Consider the following 20,176-nt stretch of genomic DNA (forward strand, 5'->3'; position numbering starts at 1 on the left):
CGGGCCGGACCGCCGCTGCCCCAGCGCCGGACAGGCCCTAGCCGTGGGCCGTCGCCAGGTGCCTCGCCAGCCTCGGGGAGGCGAACTCCGTGCCGCACACGAAGCGCATCACCGGCCCGTAGGACGACGCCGACGGGAGCCCCGTGAAGTACAGGCCCGGCACCGAGGAGACATACCCGGCGCCGAGCCGGGGTGCGCCCCGGCTCACCGCGAGCCGGGTGCGGAGTTCATGGCCGAGGAAGTCCATCGCGGCGAGGTCGACGCGGTAACCGGTCGCGGCGATGACGTGGTCGGCGACGAGGCGCTCGGTGTGGCCGGTCGGGGTGAGGACGGACAGGGACGGGTGGCCGTCCGCGGTGTCGGCCTTGAGGACGCGGCGGACCTCACTGACCCGCACCTTGCCCTCGAAGCGGTCGCGCAGCCACCAGGCGCCGAGCGGGCCGAGGACCCGGCGGACCAGGTAGTGGCGGGCCTGGGCCGGGAGATGGCGGTAGGGGTGCGGGTAGTAGCTGAGCGCCCACAGGGACCAGGCGCGGCCGAACGGCGACTCCGGGCGCAGCCGGGGCTGCTGCCAGGGCGGTGCGCCGAAGGCGACGCTGCCCCGGCCGCGCGCCACGACCCGGACCTGGGCGCCGGCCTCTGCCGCGAGGGCGGCCGTCTCCAGCGCGGACTGACCCGCCCCGACGACGATCAGGTCCCGGCCCGAGAAGCGGCTGAGGTCATGGTGCTGGGAGCTGTGGGAGACGGGGCCCGTCGGGCTGGGGCCGTCGGCGAGCGTGAGCTCGGGGGGCAGGTGCGCGAGGCCCGAGAGCCCCGTGGCCACGACGACCGCGCGGGCGCCGAACAATTCACCCGAGTCCAGCTTCAGTTCGAAGCCGTGGTTCTTGTCCCGGTCGACGGACACGACCCGCACCCGCTCCAGCTCGGGCACCAGCTTCTGCTGGAACCACTCGCCGTACGCGATGAAGGTCTCGACGGGGATGATGTCCTCGTCGGTCACCAGCCGCGGTATGCCCGCCGCGTCGCAGTAGTCGGCCAGGGTGTGGCCCGGCTGAGGGGCGTCCAGGTTGGAGGCCACCGGGGTGGACTTGAGGAGCATGCCCGCGGGCATGTGGTCGCGCCAGCTCACCATGGGTTCGCCGAAGACGCGGACGGGGATGCCGCGGGCCCTGAGATGTGCGGCGGTCGACAGCCCGAAAGGCCCGGCGCCGATGACTGCGACTGGTCGGATCACGAAGTCCCTCCCCAGGACGTCACTTCGTCACTTCGTGGTGGTGCGTGTGCTGTTGTCGCGCCCTTCCCCGGCACGTCAAGGGGTGGCGGTGCCACGGTGGTTGGTCCGCCACAGTTGGTACAGGTGTTTCGCGCCCGGCCGTACGAAGCGCGCGAGCATCGTGAGGAACGGCAGCGGGTCGTCACCCGCGAGCCAGGCCAGCTCGGTCCCGCTCGCCCGCCCGGGCGCGTGCGGCGTCGTATAGCCGCTGCGGCGGTAGGCGAGGAGGGCGGGCAGGTCGATGTTCTCCACGATGTACCGGTGCCCGGCGCGCTGTTCCCCCTCCGGAACGGAGCGGCCGGTCAGATCCAGATGCATGGCGCGGACGACGTCCACCCCCGACTCGTTCTCGAAGAGCCGGAACTGGGCGCCCATGCGGGGATTGAAGTCGAGGAGCTTGTACAGCCCGTCGCGCCGGTCGAAGCGCAGGTCGAGGTCGATGATTCCGGTGAAGCCGATCTGTTTGATGAAACGCGCGGCCAGGTCGGCGAGTTCCGGATTGTCGACGACATACGCGTTCGCCGTCATTCCGGCGTGCGGCGGCCAGGAGCGGACCTTCACGCCGGTGAACATCGCGAGCGGGGTGGAGTCCGCGTCGAAGTAGGCGTGCACGATCCAGTCCTCGGCGTCCTCCCGGGGCAGGTACTCCTGGAGGATCACCGCGGGCTGCTCGCCCCAGTCACGGGCGAGGGCGAGCAGCCTGTCCCGGGTGGCGATCCGGGTCGTGCCGTTCACGGCCGGCCGGGTGCGGCGCACGAACGCCTCGCGGTTCTTCGCCACCACCGGGAAGCGGGCCTTGTCGGCGAACGCGACGATGTCGTCGTACGACCGCGGGAAGGCGGCCGTGGGGCTGGGTATGCCGTGTTCCACGCAGAGTTCGTGCAGCCCCTGCTTGCTGGCCAGGCGGCGGGGCAGGCCGCGCTCGACGGGCGGGACGAGGAAACGGGCGCCGAGTTCGAGCCGGTGCTCGGCGATCAGCACCGCGGCCTCCTCGTCGGTCGGCACCAGCACGGTGGGGCGGCCGATCCTGCGGCCGATCCTGAGCAGTCCCTCGACGAGCCGGCCCGGCTCCTCGGTCCCGGTCGTCGGCCAGACGAACGCCTTCCTGAGATAGCGGGAAGCCGCGGCGGGCGTGTAACGGTCCTCCGTGATCGCATACATCGGGACACCGAGACGGCCCAGACTGCGGATCGCGCCGACCCCGCCGTGGTGCAGCGGATAGTCACCGAACTTCACGATCAAACCCGGTACCTCTCGGTCGGGCTCGAACGGCACACGAACGTCAGCACTCCTGGCCACGGGTCCCCCCACGTGTCCCGTCTACGGAACGGCCCCACCCCGCCCGTTGTCCCCAAAGGAAGCTAAGCCGGAATTGCCGCCTCCGACCGATGCTTATCAGGACATTGCTAACTCTTTAGGCACTGCCGAGACAGGCAACTCGGCCGTAACGTGTGGCGCGACCACATGCGTACGCGGTGACATCACCTACCCAGCGTTGGAGAGTGAGGCAGCACCCCATGCCCCCCTTCGATCTACCCGAGGGCGACCCCTTCGGCCCGCACAACCTCCCCTACGGCGTCTTCTCCCTGTCCGGTGCCGACGACCGGACCGTCGGCGTCCGCCTCGGCGACCACGTCCTCGACGCCGGCGCGGCGGCCCTGGCCCTCGGCTCCCCCTACGCCCCCCTGCTCGCCCGGCCCTCGCTGAACCCGCTGCTCGCCGCAGGCCGCACCACCTGGTCGGACGTCCGGCGCGCGCTGACGGCCTGGGTGACGGTGCCGGCCCACCAGGCCACCGTCGCGGAGTTCCTCCACCCCCTGTCGTCCGTGACCCTGCACCTCCCCTTCGAGGTCGCCGACTACGTCGACTTCTACGCCTCCGAGAACCACGCCCGGAACGTCGGCCGGATCTTCCGCCCCGACGCCGCGGACTCCCTCACCCCCAACTGGAAGCACCTGCCCATCGGTTACCACGGCCGCTCGGGCACGGTCGTGGTCTCGGGCACCGAGGTCGTACGCCCCTGCGGCCAGCGCAAGGCCCCCACCGACCCGGCCCCGGTCTTCGGCCCCTCCGTCCGCCTGGACATCGAGGCGGAGGTCGGCTTCGTGGTCGGAGCCCCGTCACCGATGGGCTCCTCCGTGGCCCTGGCCGACTTCCGGGACCATGTCTTCGGCCTCTGCCTGCTCAACGACTGGTCGGCCCGGGACATCCAGGCCTGGGAGTACGTCCCCCTCGGCCCGTTCCTCGGCAAGTCCTTCGCCACGTCCGTGTCGGCGTGGATCACCCCGCTGGACGCACTGGAGGAGGCCCGGGTGGCCCCGCCGCGGCGGACGCACGAACTGCTGCCGTACCTCGACGACACCGTCCCCGACGCGGAGCCCGCCGGCTACGACCTCCGTATCTCCGTCGCCGTCAACGGCCACATCGTCTCCGAGCCGCCCTTCTCCTCCATGTACTGGACCGCCGCCCAGCAACTGGCCCACATGACGGTCAACGGCGCCTCGCTGCGCACCGGCGACCTGTACGGCTCCGGCACGGTGAGCGGCCCCACCGAACAGGAACGCGGCTCCCTGCTGGAGCTCACCTGGAACGGCCGGGACACCCTCGAACTCCCGGGCGGCAAGCGGACGTTCCTGGAGGACGGCGACGTGGTGACCCTGTCGGCGTGGGCCCCTGGACCGGACGGGGTACGGGTCGGCCTCGGCGAGGTCGTGGGGCGGGTCGCGGGGCCGAACGCGGGTCCGGACGGGCCGTCCGCGGGTCTCTGACCTGCCGCTCGGGAACTGGCGGAGTCGAGGATGAGTTGAGGTGGCGGGCGGCGGTGCCGTCGAGGTCTGCCATGTGCCGCCCGGCGCCGTCATACTGACGGCGGCGGATGGTGTGCGCACGGCCCCGCACCCCCGCCGCGCAGCCCTTCCTCGCCCCTTCCGTCGACCAGGATCCGGAGCCCGTGGCATGACTGTCTGCCTGCTCCTGCTGAGCGCCGTCGCCCTGACGGCCGCCGTGCCGGCGCCGCGTGCGCTGACCCGGGCCGACTGGCCCGAGCGGGAACCCGTGGTCGCGCTGTGGGTGTGGCAGTGCCTGGTCGCCACCGTGCTGATGTGCAATCTCACCGCCCTGGTCCTGGGCGCGGCGGCCGTCTTCCACACCGTCCGCGACCATGTCTTCGCGCCCGCGCCCCCGGCCGTGACGGCGGCGTACGACCTCTCCGCCGCCCCGGCCTGGGCCACCGTCCTCACCCTGCTGCTGGCCTGCGGCGCCGCCTGGACGACGGCGATGCTGGCCCGCGAGCTGGTCGAGGCCCGCCGGCGGCGCGGCCGGACGAGGGCGCACCTGCGCGAGCGCGCGCCGGAACTGCCCGGCGGGCTGGAGGAGGCCGCGCGCGGCCCGCTCCTGGTGCTGGAGGACGAGTACCCCGACGCCTGGTGGATGCCGGGCAGCCCGCCGCAGCTGGTGGTGACGACCGGAGCGCTGCACCGCCTCACCGACGTACAGCTGGACGCCGTCCTCACCCATGAGCGCGACCACGCCCGCGCCCACCACGACTGGCTGCTGCATCTGTCGACGGCCCTGGCGACCGGCTTCTCCCGGGTCCCGCTGTTCGCCCACTTCTGCGAGCAGACCCACCGCCTGGTGGAGCTCGCCGCCGACGACACCGCGTCCCGGCGCTGCGGCCATCTGACCACCGCCCTGGCCCTGATCGAGCTGAACCAGCACCGAGGCGTCCTGTCCTGCGCGTCCAGCCACCGGCTGCTGGGCGAGCGGGTGGACCGCCTGCTGGAGCCGCGGCCCCGGCTGGGACGCAGACACCGCGCGGTGACGGCCATGGTGGCGGGGCTGGTGCCGCTGCTTCCGTTGCTGATCGTTTTCGGACCCGGGCTGAGCGCGCTGGCCTAGGCGAGGTGGCAGATCTCTCCCTCGCACCCCTGAAACAGCAGGTCAAAGGCTGACCCAGCGGCGTCCGGAGTGGCGCAACACTCCTGCAACACCTCATTCCCTACCCCGTCGGTATGGTTCCCGCCATGCCCCCTTCCGACCGCATCCGTGACCACGCCGGCCAGGGCGCGACCACCGTCGCCGCCCACCGCGCGCGGCGTCGGCTGCGCGCGGACCAGGCACGGCAGCTCGCCGACCTCCTGCGCCACCAGGTCCTCTCCGGTGGCTTCGAGGACGGCGCCCTCCCCCACGAGACGACCCTCGCCACCGACTACGGCGCCTCCCGCAACACGGTCCGCCAAGCCCTGGACCTGCTCCGCGCCGAAGGTCTCGTCGACCGCCTCCCCGGTGTCGGCACCGTGGTCGTCGCCCGGAAGTACCCGCACGGCCTCGACCGTCTGATGGGCCTCGCCGAAACCCTGCGCGAACACGGCACCGTCACCAACGAGGTCCGCACGATGGGCCCCGCCCCGGCACCGCACCCGGTTGCCGAGCGCCTCCATGTCCCGCCCGGCACCGACGTCCTCTACATCGAACGCCTCCGCCGGCTCAACGGCCTCCCCCTCTCCCTCGATCTCACCTACATCCCGCTCGACATCGGCACCGCCCTGCTCGGCGCCGACCTGGAGAACACCGACGTCTTCCGGCTCCTGGAGTCGATCACCGGCCAGGGTCTCGGCCACGCCGAGATCACCCTGGAGGCGGTCAACGCGGACGCCCACTCCGCCGCCGTACTCGAAGCCCCGCGCGGAGCCGCCGTCCTCATGCTGGAACGCCTCACCCACCTCGCCGACGGCCGCCCCGTCGACCTGGAGTTCATCCGCTTCCGCGGCGACCGCATCACCATGAGCGGCCTGCTGCACCGGTCGCTCTGACCCACCCCCTCCCTTCCGAGCTGGACCTTCCTGGAGACAGCCATGCCCTTGGCGCCCCAGCGGGCCGACGTGCCCGTGACCATCGACGAGTCGAAGTGCATCGACGGCTGCACGCTCTGCGTCGACATGTGCCCGCTGGACTCCCTCGCCATCGACGAGAGCAGCGGCAAGGCCTACATGCACGTCGACGAGTGCTGGTACTGCGGCCCGTGCGCGGCCCGCTGTCCCACCGGAGCCGTCACGGTCAACATGCCCTATCTGCTCCGCTGAGAGGTCCCGACTCCCATGAAGAACAACGCAGTCGCCGCAGCCGCCCTCCTGCTGCTGGCGCCCCTGACGGCCTGCGGTGGCAGCGCCGAGGCGGGCGACGGGTCCACGGTCACCGTGACCGTCGGCTACCAGTCCAGGACCATCAACACCGTCACCGCCGGCACCCTGCTCCGCTCGCTCGGCTACTTCGAGAAGGAGCTCAACGCCCTCGGCGACGGCACCACCTACAAGGTCGACTGGCAGGACTACGCGACCGGCGCCCCCATCACCGCCCAGATGACCGCCGGGAAGATCGACATCGGTTCGATGGGCGACTTCCCGCTCCTCATCAACGCGGCCCGCGGCAAGCAGCTCGGCAAGCCGACCCACCTGGTCTCCGTCACCGGCTACAACCTCCGCGGCGGCCTCAACACGATCGTCACCGCGCCCGACTCGAAGCTGTCCACGCTGACGGACCTGCGCGGCAAGAAGGTCTCCACCAGCGTCGGCTCCGCCGCCGACGGCACCCTCGTACGGGCCCTCCAGCGCGCCGGCCTCGACCCGGACCAGGACATCGAGAAGCTCAACCAGCAGCCCGCGGTGGGTGCTTCGGCCCTGTCGGCGGGCAGCACGGACGCGCTCTCCCAGTTCGTCGCCTGGCCCGGCCTGCTCACCTACCAGGGCAAGGCCAAGGCCCTCTACGACGGCGCCGAGCTGAACCTCCCCACCTTCCACGGCGTCACCGCCCGCGAGGACTTCGCACAGCACCGCCCGACCGTCCTGGAGGCCTTCCTCAAGGCCCAGGCCGAGGCCACGGACTACCTGAACGAGCACCCCGTCGCCGCCGCCGAGAAGGTCGCGAAGGCCACCCGGCTGCCCGCCGAGGTCGTCTACCTCTACAACGGCGCCCACGGCATCTCCACCTTCGACCCCGCGATCAAGCCCCAGCTGGTCTCCGCGCTCAAGGACGACGTCTCGATCCTGAAGTCGGCCAAGCTGACCGGCGACATCGACGTGGACGCCTTCGTCGACGACCAGTACGTCAAGAAGGCCCTCGGCACGTCGTACGCCAAGCAGCTCACCGCCACCCCGCCCGCCGCCGCGAGCGAGGTCTGGCCCGAGGGCGCCTCCGCGACCCGCGCCTTCAAGACGCCCACCGAACTCCTGGCGTACGTCTCGGCCCACCAGGACGGCATCCGCGCGGCCTACGTCCCCGACGCCACCACCGGCACCCTCTGGTTCGCCGACAAGGCGGTCTGGGTCGCCGACGGCGACGAACTGCTGCCCTTCGTCGCACCGGCGACCGCGCGGGCGTACGTCGCCGAGCACGGCGGCGCCCGCGTGGTGACGTACGCCGACGCGCTGGAGCGGGCGTCGTGAGCCGGCCTCTGCCCCTCGCCGGCCGGTACGCCCTGCGGGTGACCTCGCTGGTGGTCGCCCTCGGGGTGTGGCAGGCGCTGACCAGCCTCGACATCGACCTGTGGCTGCGCTTCTCGCAGTTCCCCACCGTCACCGACGTGGCCCACGCCTTCGCCGAGCGGCTGTCCGGGCCCGACTACTGGACCGACCTCACCGACAGCCTGACCCGCATCCTCAGCGGCTTCCTGCTCGCGGCGGTGCTCGGTGTGGCGACGGGCGTGCTCGTGGCGCGCTCCCGCCTCGCCGAGGACCTGCTCGGACCGGTGCTGGAGGTCGTCCGGCCGATCCCGGCCATCGCCCTCGTCCCCGTCGCGATCCTCCTCTTCCCCTCCAACGAACAGGGCATCGTCTTCATCACCTTCACCGCCGCCTACTTCCCCGTCCTGGTCTCCACCCGGCACGCGGTCCGCGCGCTGACGCCCGTGTGGGAGGAGGCCGTGCTGACGATGGGCGGCGGCCGATGGCGGATCCTCGGCTCGGTCGTCCTGCCGGGTGCGCTGCCCGGCATCTTCGGCGGTCTGTCGGTCGGCATCGGTGTCTCGTGGATCTGTGTGATCTCCGCCGAGATGATCTCCGGCCAGTACGGCGTCGGGTACCGCACCTGGCAGGACTACACCGTCGTCGACTACCCCGGCGTCTTCGTCGGCATGGTCACCATCGGCGTCCTCGGCTGGCTCACCTCCACGGCCGTCGAGCTGCTCGGCCGCCGTCTGACGCGCTGGCTGCCACGGACGTCGTACGACGCCGGGAGCCGGGCGAAGAATGTCCGCGCGGTGCCCTTCGCGCGGGAGCCCAAGTCCGCCGCACCCGCTCCGAAGACCCAGGAGGCACGCGATGAGCACTTCGTCTGACCTCACCGAAGCCGCTGCCGGGGCACCCCAGGTCACCGCTACCGCACCCGCCCGCGGCACCCGGCTCACCCTCCGCGCCGCCACCCTCGGCCGGCCCGGCGCTCCCGCCGTCACCGGCGTCGATCTCGACGTCGCCCCCGGTGAGATCCTCACCGTCGTCGGCCCGTCCGGCTGCGGCAAGTCGACGCTGCTGCGCACCCTGGCCGGCCTGCTGACCCCGCTCGACGGCGAGGCCGGCCAGGACGGAAGGCCGCTGACGGGACCCTCCGCCGACCGCGCCCTGGTCTTCCAGGAGGACGCCCTGCTGCCGTGGCGCACCCTGCGCGCGAACGTCGAACTCCCCCTCGCCATCAAGGGCTTGGCGCGCGCGGAGCGTAAACAGCAGGCCGAGGACTGGCTCGACCGCGTCGGGGTCGGCGACCGGTCCCGGCAACTGCCGCACCGCGTCTCCGGCGGCCAGCGCCAACGCGCCCAGCTGGCCCGGGCGCTGGCCGGCCGGCCGCGCGCGGTGCTGATGGACGAACCGTTCGGCGCCCTCGACGCCCAGACCCGCGCCGGCATGCAGGACCTGCTCGTGGAGGTGCTGCACGGCACGGGCGCGACCGTCGTCTTCGTCACCCATGACGTCGACGAGGCCCTCTTCCTCGGCGACCGCGTCGCCCTCCTCGGCAACGGGCGCCTCTCCGCCGTACGCGAGGTGCCGCGCCCCCGCGACCGCACCGCGCGCGACGATCCGGCACGGCTCGCGCTGCGGCGCGACGTCCTGTCCTCCCTCGGCTCCTGAAAGGCCCCTCGGTGACCAGCCCCGCGAACACCCCCCTGGCGATCCCCGCCCTCACCGACGCCGAAGAGCTCTCCTGCGACGTCCTCGTCATCGGCGGCGGCACCGCCGGCACCATGGCCGCGCTCACCGCCGCCGAGCACGGCGCCGACGTGATCCTGCTGGAGAAGGCCCACGTCCGGCACTCCGGTGCCCTCGCCATGGGCATGGACGGCGTCAACAACGCGGTCATCCCGGGCCGCGCCGAGCCCGACGACTACGTCGCCGAGATCACCCGCGCCAACGACGGCATCGTCGACCAGTCCACCGTCCGCCAGACGGCCACCCGCGGCTTCGGCATGGTGCAGCGCCTGGAGTCGTACGGCGTGAAGTTCGAGAAGGACGAGCACGGCGACTACGCGGTCCGCCAGGTCCACCGCTCCGGCTCCTATGTGCTGCCGATGCCGGAGGGCAAGGACGTCAAGAAGGTGCTCTACCGGCAGTTGCGGCGGCGCGAGATGCGAGAGCGGATCCGCATCGAGAACCGGGTGATGCCGGTGCGGGTGCTGACGGCTGAAGGGCGGGCCGTGGGGGCGGTCGGCTTCAACACCCGTACGGGCGCCTTCGTGACGGTCCGCGCGGGTGCGGTGATCCTCGCGACGGGCGCGTGCGGCCGACTGGGGCTGCCGGCGTCCGGATACCTGTACGGCACGTACGAGAACCCGACCAACGCCGGTGACGGGTACGCGATGGCGTACCACGCGGGCGCCGAGCTCACCGGCATCGAGTGCTTCCAGATCAACCCGCTGATCAAGGACTACAACGGCCCCGCCTGCGCCTACGTCGCCAACCCCTTCGGCGGCTACCAGGTCAACCGGCACGGCGAGCGCTTCGTCGACTCCGACTACTGGTCCGGCCAGATGATGGCCGAGTTCGCGGCGGAGGTGGCGTCCGACCGGGGGCCGGTCTACCTGAAGCTCAGTCACCTCCCCGAGGAGTCGGTCTCGGCCCTGGAGTCGATCCTGCACTCCACGGAACGCCCCACCCGAGGGACCTTCCACGCGGGCCGGGGCCATGACTACCGCACCCACGACATCGAGATGCACATCTCCGAGATCGGCCTGTGCGGCGGCCACTCGGCCTCCGGTGTACGGGTCGACGACCACGCCCGGACCACCGTCCCGCGCCTCTACGCCGCCGGCGACCTGGCCTGTGTCCCGCACAACTACATGATCGGCGCCTTCGTCTTCGGCGACCTCGCGGGCGCGGACGCGGCCCAGTACGCGTCGTACGAAGGGGAGTTGCCCGCCGACCAGCTCCGCGAGGCGCACGAACTCATCTACCGTCCGCTGCGCAACCCGGACGGCCCGCCGCAGCCCCAGGTCGAGTACAAGTTGCGCCGCTTCGTGAACGACTACGTGGCCCCGCCGAAGTCGGGGGCGCGGTTGTCGCTCGCCCTGGAGTCCTTCGAGCGGATGCGGGACGACATCGCCGCGATGGGCGCCCGCACCGCGCACGAGCTGATGCGCTGCGCCGAGGTCTCCTTCATCCGCGACTGCGCGGAGATGGCCGCGCGCGCCTCGCTGGCCCGCACGGAGTCCCGCTGGGGCCTCTACCACGAGCGTCTCGACCACCCCCAGCGTGACGACGCCTCCTGGTTCCACCACCTCGATCTGCACAAGTCCCCCTCTGGTGCGATGGAGTTCACGGCCCGTCCCGTGGCTCCCTATCTGGTCCCGATCGAGGAGTTCACCCCGACCGGCGGTCCCTCCCGGCACCTCGGTGAGGTCCACCCGGAGGAGGTGGCGACGGCCGGCTCCCGCGACCGCGCGCCGGTGGCGACGGGAGCCGAGGGCGGCGGGCCGGGCCGTCCCGACAGTGCTTTTGACAGCCACCCCGGGCTCGTCGCCCGTCCCGCAGAGGAGTCGGCCACCCGGCTCCTGGAGCTGGTGGCCCTCGCCGAGGAGGAACCGGAACTCGACGCCCTGCGGCCCTATCTGGCCGATCCGGCGGCCACGGTCCGGCGGGAGGCCGTCGCCGTCCTCACCGAGACCCTGCCCCCGGGCACCGGCCCCGCCCTGGCCGGCGCACTCCGCGACCCCGCCGCCGAGGTGCGTGCCGCCGCCGCGGCCTCACTGCGCGAGCTGGTCGAGACGCTCCCGCCCGAACCCGCCCTACGGGAGGGCCTCGCCGTCGCGCTCCGGGAACCCGACCCGGTCGTGCGGGCCGCCGCCCTCGACGTGCTGCGTGCCCTGCGGCTGGGCGACGCCGCGCTGTTCACGGGCGCTCTGACGGACGACGACATCGCCGTCCGCATCGAGGCCGTGCGCGCCCTCGTCTCGGTCGACGCCGCCGAGGAGCTGGCCCACGCGGCGACGTCCGACCCGTCCCGCGAGGTCCGCGTCACCTTCGCCAAGGCCCTGGCGACGGTGTCCACGGGACGCCCCGATGCCGTCCTGCCCGCCCTGTCCGCCCTCACGGCGGACGCCGACGCCCTGGTGCGCGGCGCCGCCTACGCCGCCCTGGGCACCACCGGCTGCCCCGGACCGCTGGCCGAGCGCGCGGTGGCCGCCTTGGCCGACGCCACCTGGCAGGTGCGGTCCGGAGCGGCGACCGCCCTCTCCGGAGCGGACGCCGACACCGCCGTCCCCGCCCTGGCCAAGGCGCTCGCCGACCCGAACGCCGACGTACGCAAGTCGGCGGTCCTGGCCCTGACCCGGCATGCCCCCACCGAGGCCGCCCGCGCGGCCCTGGCCACGGCGACGACCGACCCGGACGCCGACGTCAGGGCATACGCGGCACGCGCGCTGTGACGGCCTCGCCCCGGGACGACAGGTCCCGGGGCCCACGCCTACGTCCAGTCGGGCTCCGGCTCCTCCATCTCGGGCCAGTCGTCCGCCTGCGGCGCCGCCTCGCCGTCGGCCTTCGCAGCCTCCGTCGTCGGCTCCCCCAGTCCCTCCAGCACCGCCAGCACGCCCTCCCCGTACGTCGCCAGCTTCTTCTCGCCGACTCCGCCGATCTCACCGAGCTGTGCCACCGATGCCGGCCACGCCGTCACGATCTCCCGGAGCGTCGCGTCGTGGAAGATCACATACGCCGGGACGCCCTGCTCCTTGGCCTGTTCGGCGCGCCAGGCCCGCAGCGCCTCGAAGGCGGGTTGCAGTGCCTCCGGCAGTTCGACCGCGGCGGCCTTGGACTTTCCTCTGCCGGAGGAGGACGAGGAGCCCGAGGCCTTGGCGACCGTCGGCTTCTTCGGCTCCTTGCGCAGCGGCACCTCGCGCTCGCGCCGCAGCACCGCCCCGCTGGCCTCGGTCAGCACCAGCGTGCCGTACTCCCCCTCGACCGCGAGCAGGCCCTGCGCCAGCAACTGCCGTACGACACCGCGCCATTCGCCCTCGGTCAGGTCCTCGCCGATGCCGAAGACGGACAGCTGGTCGTGGTCGAACTGGATGACCTTGCCCGTGCGCCGGCCCAGCAGGATGTCGACGATCTGCACCGCGCCGAACTTCTGCCCCCGCTCGCGCTGGAGCCGCACGATGGTCGACAGGACCTTCTGGGCGGCGATGGTGCCGTCCCAGGTCTCGGGCGGGGTGAGGCAGGTGTCGCAGTTGCCGCAGCCCGCCAGGTCCGGTTCCTGGCCGAAGTAGTTCAGCAGTTGCCCGCGCCGGCACTGGGCGGTCTCGCACAGCGCCAGCATCGAGTCCAGATGGGCGGCGGCCCGGCGGCGGAACGCCTCGTCGCCCTCGCCCGACTGGATCAGCTTGCGCTGCTGTATGACGTCGTTGAGGCCGTAGGCCATCCAGGCCGTCGACGGCATGCCGTCGCGTCCCGCCCGACCGGTCTCCTGGTAGTAACCCTCGACCGACTTCGGCAGGTCGAGGTGGGCGACGAAGCGGACGTCCGGCTTGTCGATGCCCATGCCGAAGGCGATGGTCGCGACGACGACCAGGCCCTCCTCCCGCAGGAACCGGGACTGGTGCGCCGCGCGCGTGCCCGCGTCGAGACCGGCGTGGTACGGGACCGCCTCGATGCCGTTCTTGGAGAGGAACTCGGCGGTGGACTCCACCGACTTGCGCGACAGGCAGTAGACGATGCCCGCGTCGCCCTCGTGCTCCTGGCGCAGGAAGCTCAGCAGCTGCTTCTTGGGGTCGGCCTTGGGCACGATCCGGTACTGGATGTTGGGCCGGTCGAAGCTCGCCACGAAGTGCCGGGCCGTCGGCATGTTCAGCCGCTGGGTGATCTCCTGGTGCGTCGCGTGCGTGGCCGTGGCCGTGAGCGCGATGCGCGGGACGTCGGGCCAGCGCTCGCCGAGCAGGGACAGGGCGAGGTAGTCGGGGCGGAAGTCGTGGCCCCACTGGGACACGCAGTGCGCCTCGTCGATCGCGAAGACGGCGATCTTGCCGCGGGAGAGGAGGTCGAGGGTGGAGTCGAGGCGCAGCCGCTCGGGCGCCAGATAGAGCAGGTCCAGCTCGCCCGCGAGGAACTCGGCCTCCACCACCCGCCGCTCGTCGAAGTCCTGCGTGGAGTTCATGAACCCGGCGCGCACCCCGAGTGCCCGCAGCGCGTCCACCTGGTCCTGCATCAGCGCGATGAGCGGGGAGACGACGATGCCCGTACCGGGTCTGACCAGGGACGGAATCTGGTAGCACAGGGACTTTCCGCCGCCGGTCGGCATGAGCACGACGGCGTCACCGCCCGCGACCACATGATCGATGACGGCTTCCTGCTCGCCGCGGAAGGCGTCGTACCCGAAGACCCGGTGCAGCGCGGCCAGCGCCTCGCTCCCGGCCGGTCCGGCTTGCCCTGCCACCTCGGTCACCGCTGGCATCTCGCTGATCCCACCCATCCCACCCATAGCCCTGTCCCCCGTACGTCGTCCCTCGACCACTGCCTCCACGATAGGGGTCCGCACCGACAGCGCCGGAGTTATCCACAGGCCGCCGGCGTCACGCTCCGCGTTCACTCCAATGGTGTGCGTCACCTGGAGCCCGTCCTGCCCCGGGGACATGCTGCTCAGGCGGGACAGGGGAGGCCCGCCTCTCGGCCGGCGCGCCCGACCGGCGCGCGTCCCTTCCGCTGCAAGGAGCCCCAGCATGTCCTCTCGGCCCCTCAAGGCCGCCGTCGCCGTGGCGATAGCCGGAGCCTTCTCCCTGACCGCCGCCCCCGCGCAGGCCGCACCCGCGGCCGACGCCGACCCATGGGCCGCTCTGACCGCCACGTACGCGGCGACCGGCAAGTACGCGTACGAGCCGTTCGCCCCCACGGGCGGCTACGCGCGCACCAACACGTGCGTGCCCAGGATGGGCTACCACTACGTCAACGGGCAGCTTCTGGCCGATCCGGCCGTCGACGCCGCCAAGCCCGAGGCCCTGCTGTACGAGGGCGGGTCCAACCCGAGCACCCGCAAGCTGGTCGGGGTGGAGTGGATCGTCCCGGACACGGCCGTGACCGCCGCGCCGACGCTGTTCGGCGAGACCTTCTTCCACGACACGGTCCTGAAGGTCTACTCGCTTCACGCGTGGATCTACAAGACCAACCCCGACGGGCTCTTCACGGCCCTCAACCCGAAGGTGACGTGCCCGGCCTGAGCGCACGCGAAAGAGCCCCGGCCCCCCGAGGGGAGACCGGGGCCCGCCGTACGGACACGGCTGAGGCGGCGCGGGTCAGCGCACGAACACTCCCGCCTGGTTGGCCAGGTCCAGGAAGTACTGCGGCGCCACACCGAGCACCAGCGTGACCGCCACGCCGACACCGATCGCCGTCATCGTCAGCGGCGACGGCACGGCGACCGTCGGCCCCTCGGGTCGCGGCTCGCTGAAGAACATCAGCACGATGACGCGGATGTAGAAGAACGCCGCGATCGCCGACGAGATCACACCGACCACGACCAGCGGTGCCGCGCCGCCCTCCGCCGCCGCCTTGAACACGGCGAACTTCCCGGCGAACCCGGAGGTCAGCGGGATGCCGGCGAAGGCCAGCAGGAACACCGCGAAGACGGCGGCCACGAGCGGCGAACGGCGGCCGAGGCCGGCCCACTTGGACAGGTGCGTCGCCTCACCACCGGCGTCCCGCACGAGCGTGACCACGGCGAACGCGCCGATCGTCACGAACGAGTAGGCGGCCAGGTAGAAGAGGACGGACGACACCCCGTCCGGCGTGGTCGCGATGACGCCCGCGAGGATGAAGCCCGCGTGCGCGATCGACGAGTACGCCAGCAGCCGCTTGATGTCGGTCTGCGTGATCGCGACGATCGCGCCGCCCAGCATGGTGACGATGGCGACGCCCCACATGACCGGACGCCAGTCCCAGCGCAGGCCCGGCAGCACGACGTACAGGATGCGCAGCAGGGCACCGAACGCGGCCACCTTGGTCGCCGCCGCCATGAAGCCGGTCACCGGGGTGGGTGCGCCCTGGTAGACGTCCGGCGTCCACATGTGGAACGGCACCGCGCCGACCTTGAACAGCAGGCCCATCACGATCATCGCGGCCCCGACCAGCAGCAGCGCGTCGTTGCCCATGGTGTCCGCGAGCGCCGGGTCGACGTTGGTGACCGTGCCGTCGACGACCTGCGCGATGCGGGCGTACGACACCGAGCCCGCGTACCCGTAGAGCAGCGCGATGCCGAACAGGGTGAACGCGGAGGCGAACGCGCCGAGCAGGAAGTACTTGACCGCGGCCTCCTGCGACATGAGCCGCTTGCGGCGGGCCAGGGCGCACATCAGGTACAGCGGCAGGGAGAAGACCTCCAGGGCCACGAACAACGTCAGCAGGTCGTTGGCCGCGGGGAAGATCAGCATGCCGGCGACGGCGAAGAGCAGCAGCGGGAACACCTCGGTGGTGGTGAACCCGGCCTTCACGGCCGCCTTCTCGCTGTCGCTGCCCGGCACCGAGGCGGCCTGGGCGGCGAACGAGTCGACCCGGTTGCCGTGCGCCTCGGGGTCGAGCCGCCGTTCGGCGAAGGTGAACAGGCCGACCAGGCCCGCCAGCAGGATCGTGCCCTGGAGGAAGAGCGCCGGTCCGTCGACGGCGATGGCGCCCATCGCCACGATGCCGGCCTTGGTGGTGGCGTATCCGTCGGCCGCGAGGGCGACGACCGCGGCGAAAGCGGCGGCCAGCGCGACGGCGGAGAGGAACACCTGGGCGTAGTACCGCTGCTTTCGCGGCACGAACGCCTCGACGAGCACCCCGATGATCGCCGCACCGACGACGATCAGCGTGGGCGACAATTGTCCGTATTCGATCTTCGGCGTCTCGATCTTCGAGATCGGATCGGCCGCGGTTGTCCACAGGCTGTGGACGACTGTCGCGCTCACTTGGCCGCCTCCACCTCGGGCTGGGGGTCCTTCTTCTGTACGTCGGACAAGGTCGACTTGACCGCCGGGTTGACGATGTCCGTGACCGGCTTCGGATAGACACCGAGGAAGATCAGCAGGACGATCAGCGGCGCGACGACCACGAGCTCTCGGACCCTGAGGTCCGGCATCGCGGACACCTCCGCCTTCACCGGGCCCGTCATCGTCCGCTGGTAGAGGACGAGCGTGTAGAGCGCGGCGAGCACGATGCCGAAGGTGGCGATGATGCCGACCACCGGATAGCGCGAGAACGTACCGACCAGCACCAGGAACTCGCTGACGAACGGCGCGAGTCCGGGCAGCGACAGGGTCGCGAGGCCACCGATCAGGAACGTGCCGGCGAGCACCGGGGCGACCTTCTGCACACCGCCGTAGTCGGCGATGAGCCGCGAGCCGCGCCGCGAGATCAGGAAGCCCGCGACCAGCATCAACGCGGCCGTGGAAATACCGTGGTTGACCATGTAGAGCGTCGCGCCGGACTGACCCTGGCTGGTCATCGCGAAGATGCCCATGATGATGAAGCCGAAGTGCGAGATCGACGCGTACGCCACCAGCCGCTTGATGTCCCGCTGGCCGACCGCGAGCAGCGCCCCGTAGACGATGCTGATGACCGCCAGGACGAGGATCGCGGGCGTCGCCCACTTCGACGCCTCCGGGAAGAGCTGGAGGCAGAAGCGGAGCATCGCGAACGTGCCGACCTTGTCGACGACTGCCGTGATCAGTACGGCGACCGGGGCCGTGGCCTCGCCCATCGCGTTCGGCAGCCAGGTGTGCAGCGGCCACAGCGGGGCCTTCACCGCGAAGGCGAAGAAGAAGCCGAGGAACAGCCAGCGCTCGGTGTTGGTCGCCATGTCGAGCGAGCCGTTGGCCCGCGCCTCGGCGATCTCCTGGAGGCTGAAGTTCCCGGCGACCACGTAGAGGCCGATCACCGCGGCCAGCATGATCAGGCCGCCGACCAGGTTGTAGAGGAGGAACTTCACCGCGGCGTACGACCGTTGCGTCGACGCCGCCTCTTCTCCGTGCTCGTGGGCCCGGTCCCCGAAGCCGCCGATGAGGAAGTACATCGGGATCAGCATGGCTTCGAAGAAGATGTAGAAGACGAAGACGTCGGTGGCCTCGAAGGAGATGATCACCATCGCCTCGACGGCCAGGATCAGGGCGAAGAAGCCCTGCGTGGGCCGCCACCGCTTGCTGCCGGTCTCCAGCGGGTCGGCGTCGTGCCAGCCCGCGAGGATGATGAACGGGATCAGCAGGGCGGTGAGCGCGAGGAGCGCCACCCCGATGCCGTCCACGCCCAGTTCGTAGCGGACCCCGAAGTCCTTGATCCACCAGTGGGATTCGGTGAGCTGGTAGCGGTCGCCGTCCGGGTCGAAGCGGACCAGGACGACGATCGCGAGGGCGAGGGTGGCGAGCGAGAAGAGCAGCGCCAGCCACTTGGCGGCGGTGCGCCGCGCGGCCGGTACGGCCGCCGTGACGACCGCCCCGATCGCGGGGAGCGCCGCCGTCGCTGTCAGCAGAGGAAAGGACATCGGTATCAGACCGCCCTCATCAGCAGGGTCGCGGCGATCAGCACTGCCGCACCGCCGAACATCGAGACCGCGTACGACCGCGCGAAGCCGTTCTGCAGTCGGCGCAGCCGTCCGGAGAGCCCGCCGACCGAGGCCGCCGTGCCGTTGACGACTCCGTCGACCAGGGTGTGGTCGACGTAGACCAAGGAGCGCGTGAGGTGCTCGCCGCCGCGGACCAGGACCACGTGGTTGAAGTCGTCCTGGAGCAGGTCGCGCCGGGCGGCGCGGGTGAGCAGCGACCCGCGCGGGGCGACGACCGGGACCGGGCGGCGGCCGTACTGCAGGTACGCGAGGGTGACGCCGATGACCATGACGGCGACCGTGGCCGCCGTGACCGTGCCCGCGCTGATCGGCGCGTCTCCGTGGTCGTGCCCGGTGATGGGCTCCAGCCAGTGCAGGAAGCGGTCGCCGATGCTGAAGATGCCGCCCGCGAAGACCGAGCCGAAGGCCAGCACGATCATGGGGATCGTCATGGACCTGGGCGACTCGTGCGGGTGCGGCTCGTGGCCCTCGGCATCGGGCTGCCAGCGCTTCTCACCGAAGAACGTCATCAGCATCACGCGCGTCATGTAGTACGCCGTGATGGCCGCGCCCAGCAGGGCGCAGGCGCCGAGGATCCAGCCCTCGGTGCCGCCCTTGGCGAACGCCGCCTCGATGATCTTGTCCTTGGAGAAGAAGCCGGACAGACCCGGGAAGCCGATGATGGCGAGGTAGCCGAGGCCGAACGTCACGAAGGTGACCGGCATGTACTTCCTCAGGCCGCCGTACTTCCGCATGTCGACCTCGTCGTTCATGCCGTGCATGACGGAGCCGGCGCCGAGGAACAGCCCGGCCTTGAAGAAGCCGTGCGTCACCAGGTGCATGATCGCGAAGACGTAGCCGATGGGGCCGAGGCCCGCGGCGAGGACCATGTAGCCGATCTGCGACATGGTCGAGCCGGCCAGCGCCTTCTTGATGTCGTCCTTCGCGCAACCGACGATCGCACCGAACAGGAGCGTGACCGCACCGACGATGGTGACGACGAGCTGGGCGTCCGGGGCGAGGTTGAAGATGTTGGCGGAGCGGACGATCAGGTAGACGCCCGCGGTCACCATGGTCGCGGCGTGGATGAGGGCCGAGACCGGGGTCGGGCCCTCCATCGCGTCCCCGAGCCAGGACTGGAGCGGCACCTGGGCCGACTTGCCGCAGGCCGCGAGCAGCAGCATCAGGGCGATGCCGGTGAGCGTGGCCTCGGAGGCGCCGGTGACAAGGCCGGGCTCCTCGTGGCTGCCGAGGACCGGGCCGAAGGCGAACGTCCCGAACGTCGTGAACATCAGCATGATGGCGATCGACAGGCCCATGTCGCCGACGCGGTTGACCAGGAAGGCCTTCTTCGCGGCGGTGGCGGCGCTGGGCTTGTGCTGCCAGAAGCCGATGAGCAGGTAGGACGCGAGACCCACGCCCTCCCAGCCGACGTACAGCAGGAGGTAGTTGTCGGCGAGGACGAGGATCAGCATCGCCGCGAGGAACAGGTTCAGATAGCCGAAGAAGCGGCGGCGCCGCTCGTCGTGCTCCATGTACCCGACGGAGTACAGGTGGATCAGCGAGCCGACGCCGGTGATCAGCAGTACGAACGTCATCGACAGCTGGTCGAGGCGGAAGGCGACGTCCGCCTGGAAGCCCTCGACCGGGACCCAGCTGAACAGGTGGCTCGTCAGGGTCCGGTGCTCGGCGTTCTTGCCGAGCAGGTCGGCGAAGAGGACGACGCCGAGGGCGAAGGAGACGGCCGCCAGGGCCGTGCCGATCCAGTGGCCGACGGCGTCCAGACGCCGGCCACCGCACAGCAGTACGGCCGCTCCGAGCAGTGGCGCCGCCACCAGCAGCGCAATCAGGTTCTCCACGATTCAGCGACCC

At 71.4% G+C, this 20,176-nt stretch carries 15 protein-coding genes; 9 read left to right on the forward strand and 6 right to left on the reverse strand.

The features are described from left to right. Nucleotides 1–37: 37 nt before the first annotated feature. Nucleotides 38–1,234, reverse strand: a complete 1,197-nt coding sequence (locus ACIHIX_RS04615) for an FAD-dependent oxidoreductase (protein WP_399949567.1) — start codon at nt 1,232–1,234, stop codon at nt 38–40. Between the two features lie 75 nt (nt 1,235–1,309). After that, entirely contained in the window at nt 1,310–2,548 is a 1,239-nt protein-coding gene (locus ACIHIX_RS04620; RefSeq protein ID WP_399949568.1) for an ATP-grasp domain-containing protein, read from the reverse strand. A gap of 242 nt (nt 2,549–2,790) precedes the next feature. On the opposite strand from ACIHIX_RS04620, the gene fahA reads away from it, so the two are divergent. The 8 genes from fahA (at nt 2,791) to ACIHIX_RS04660 (ending at nt 12,176) form a co-directional block, all read left to right on the forward strand. Next, nucleotides 2,791–4,041, forward strand: a complete 1,251-nt coding sequence (fahA, locus tag ACIHIX_RS04625; protein WP_399950071.1) for a fumarylacetoacetase — start codon at nt 2,791–2,793, stop codon at nt 4,039–4,041. 187 nt (nt 4,042–4,228) lie between these two features. Then, a complete protein-coding gene (locus tag ACIHIX_RS04630) occupies nt 4,229–5,170 on the forward strand; it encodes a M56 family metallopeptidase (protein WP_399949569.1) in 942 nt (313 codons plus the stop codon). Between the two features lie 125 nt (nt 5,171–5,295). Continuing rightward, nucleotides 5,296–6,084 (forward strand): GntR family transcriptional regulator, encoded by a 789-nt coding sequence (locus ACIHIX_RS04635; protein ID WP_399949571.1) that lies wholly within the window; start codon nt 5,296–5,298, stop codon nt 6,082–6,084. 42 nt (nt 6,085–6,126) lie between these two features. Then, nucleotides 6,127–6,354 (forward strand): ferredoxin family protein, encoded by a 228-nt coding sequence (locus ACIHIX_RS04640; protein ID WP_030347217.1) that lies wholly within the window; start codon nt 6,127–6,129, stop codon nt 6,352–6,354. Between the two features lie 15 nt (nt 6,355–6,369). Next, complete coding sequence (locus ACIHIX_RS04645; RefSeq protein WP_399949574.1) at nt 6,370–7,713, forward strand: ABC transporter substrate-binding protein; 1,344 nt, start codon at nt 6,370–6,372, stop codon at nt 7,711–7,713. Then, nucleotides 7,710–8,603 carry an ABC transporter permease gene (locus ACIHIX_RS04650; RefSeq protein ID WP_399949576.1) on the forward strand — a complete coding sequence of 298 codons (894 nt, stop codon included), beginning with the start codon at nt 7,710–7,712 and terminating at the stop codon, nt 8,601–8,603. Before ACIHIX_RS04645 ends, ACIHIX_RS04650 begins: the two co-directional genes overlap by 4 nt. Continuing rightward, on the forward strand, nt 8,587–9,387 hold the full coding sequence (locus ACIHIX_RS04655) for an ABC transporter ATP-binding protein (protein ID WP_399949577.1): 801 nt from the start codon (nt 8,587–8,589) through the stop codon (nt 9,385–9,387). The genes ACIHIX_RS04650 and ACIHIX_RS04655 overlap by 17 nt, the downstream gene beginning before the upstream one ends. Nucleotides 9,388–9,398: 11 nt before the next feature. Then, nucleotides 9,399–12,176: a fumarate reductase/succinate dehydrogenase flavoprotein subunit gene (locus ACIHIX_RS04660; RefSeq protein ID WP_399949579.1), complete on the forward strand. Its 2,778-nt coding sequence runs from the start codon at nt 9,399–9,401 to the stop codon at nt 12,174–12,176. A gap of 38 nt (nt 12,177–12,214) precedes the next feature. Here ACIHIX_RS04660 and recQ read toward each other — a convergent pair whose 3' ends face one another. Next, nucleotides 12,215–14,218: a DNA helicase RecQ gene (gene recQ / locus ACIHIX_RS04665; protein WP_399949581.1), complete on the reverse strand. Its 2,004-nt coding sequence runs from the start codon at nt 14,216–14,218 to the stop codon at nt 12,215–12,217. A gap of 238 nt (nt 14,219–14,456) precedes the next feature. On the opposite strand from recQ, the gene ACIHIX_RS04670 reads away from it, so the two are divergent. Then, the gene (locus ACIHIX_RS04670) at nt 14,457–14,951 is read left to right on the forward strand and encodes a hypothetical protein (RefSeq protein ID WP_399949583.1); all 495 of its coding nucleotides are present in this window, start codon (nt 14,457–14,459) and stop codon (nt 14,949–14,951) included. A gap of 75 nt (nt 14,952–15,026) precedes the next feature. On the opposite strand, the gene nuoN is transcribed toward ACIHIX_RS04670, so the two are convergent. From nuoN to nuoL, 3 genes are read right to left on the reverse strand one after another with little or no spacing between them, the layout of a single operon-like run. Next, nucleotides 15,027–16,676, reverse strand: coding sequence for an NADH-quinone oxidoreductase subunit NuoN (gene nuoN / locus ACIHIX_RS04675; RefSeq protein ID WP_399949585.1), 1,650 nt, complete (start codon nt 16,674–16,676; stop codon nt 15,027–15,029). Beyond that, nucleotides 16,673–18,244, reverse strand: coding sequence for an NADH-quinone oxidoreductase subunit M (locus ACIHIX_RS04680; protein ID WP_399949587.1), 1,572 nt, complete (start codon nt 18,242–18,244; stop codon nt 16,673–16,675). The genes nuoN and ACIHIX_RS04680 overlap by 4 nt, the downstream gene beginning before the upstream one ends. A 5-nt stretch (nt 18,245–18,249) precedes the next feature. Further along, nucleotides 18,250–20,163 (reverse strand): NADH-quinone oxidoreductase subunit L, encoded by a 1,914-nt coding sequence (nuoL, locus tag ACIHIX_RS04685; RefSeq protein ID WP_399949589.1) that lies wholly within the window; start codon nt 20,161–20,163, stop codon nt 18,250–18,252. Between the last annotated feature and the right edge of the window lie 13 nt (nt 20,164–20,176).

This window comes from Streptomyces sp. NPDC051913 (assembly GCF_044593635.1).
In the GTDB taxonomy this organism is placed as follows: Bacteria; Actinomycetota; Actinomycetes; order Streptomycetales; family Streptomycetaceae; genus Streptomyces.

Bases quoted from the DNA above. Each gene is read 5' to 3' on its own strand.
- fahA (WP_399950071.1), top strand. From the start codon at position 2,791: ATGCCCCCCTTCGATCTACCCGAGGGCGACCCCTTCGGCCCGCACAAC.
- ACIHIX_RS04630 (WP_399949569.1), top strand. From the start codon at position 4,229: ATGACTGTCTGCCTGCTCCTGCTGAGCGCCGTCGCCCTGACGGCCGCC.
- ACIHIX_RS04635 (WP_399949571.1), top strand. From the start codon at position 5,296: ATGCCCCCTTCCGACCGCATCCGTGACCACGCCGGCCAGGGCGCGACC.
- ACIHIX_RS04640 (WP_030347217.1), top strand. From the start codon at position 6,127: ATGCCCTTGGCGCCCCAGCGGGCCGACGTGCCCGTGACCATCGACGAG.
- ACIHIX_RS04645 (WP_399949574.1), top strand. From the start codon at position 6,370: ATGAAGAACAACGCAGTCGCCGCAGCCGCCCTCCTGCTGCTGGCGCCC.
- ACIHIX_RS04655 (WP_399949577.1), top strand. From the start codon at position 8,587: ATGAGCACTTCGTCTGACCTCACCGAAGCCGCTGCCGGGGCACCCCAG.
- recQ (WP_399949581.1), bottom strand. From the start codon at position 14,218: ATGGGTGGGATGGGTGGGATCAGCGAGATGCCAGCGGTGACCGAGGTG.
- ACIHIX_RS04670 (WP_399949583.1), top strand. From the start codon at position 14,457: ATGTCCTCTCGGCCCCTCAAGGCCGCCGTCGCCGTGGCGATAGCCGGA.
- ACIHIX_RS04680 (WP_399949587.1), bottom strand. From the start codon at position 18,244: ATGTCCTTTCCTCTGCTGACAGCGACGGCGGCGCTCCCCGCGATCGGG.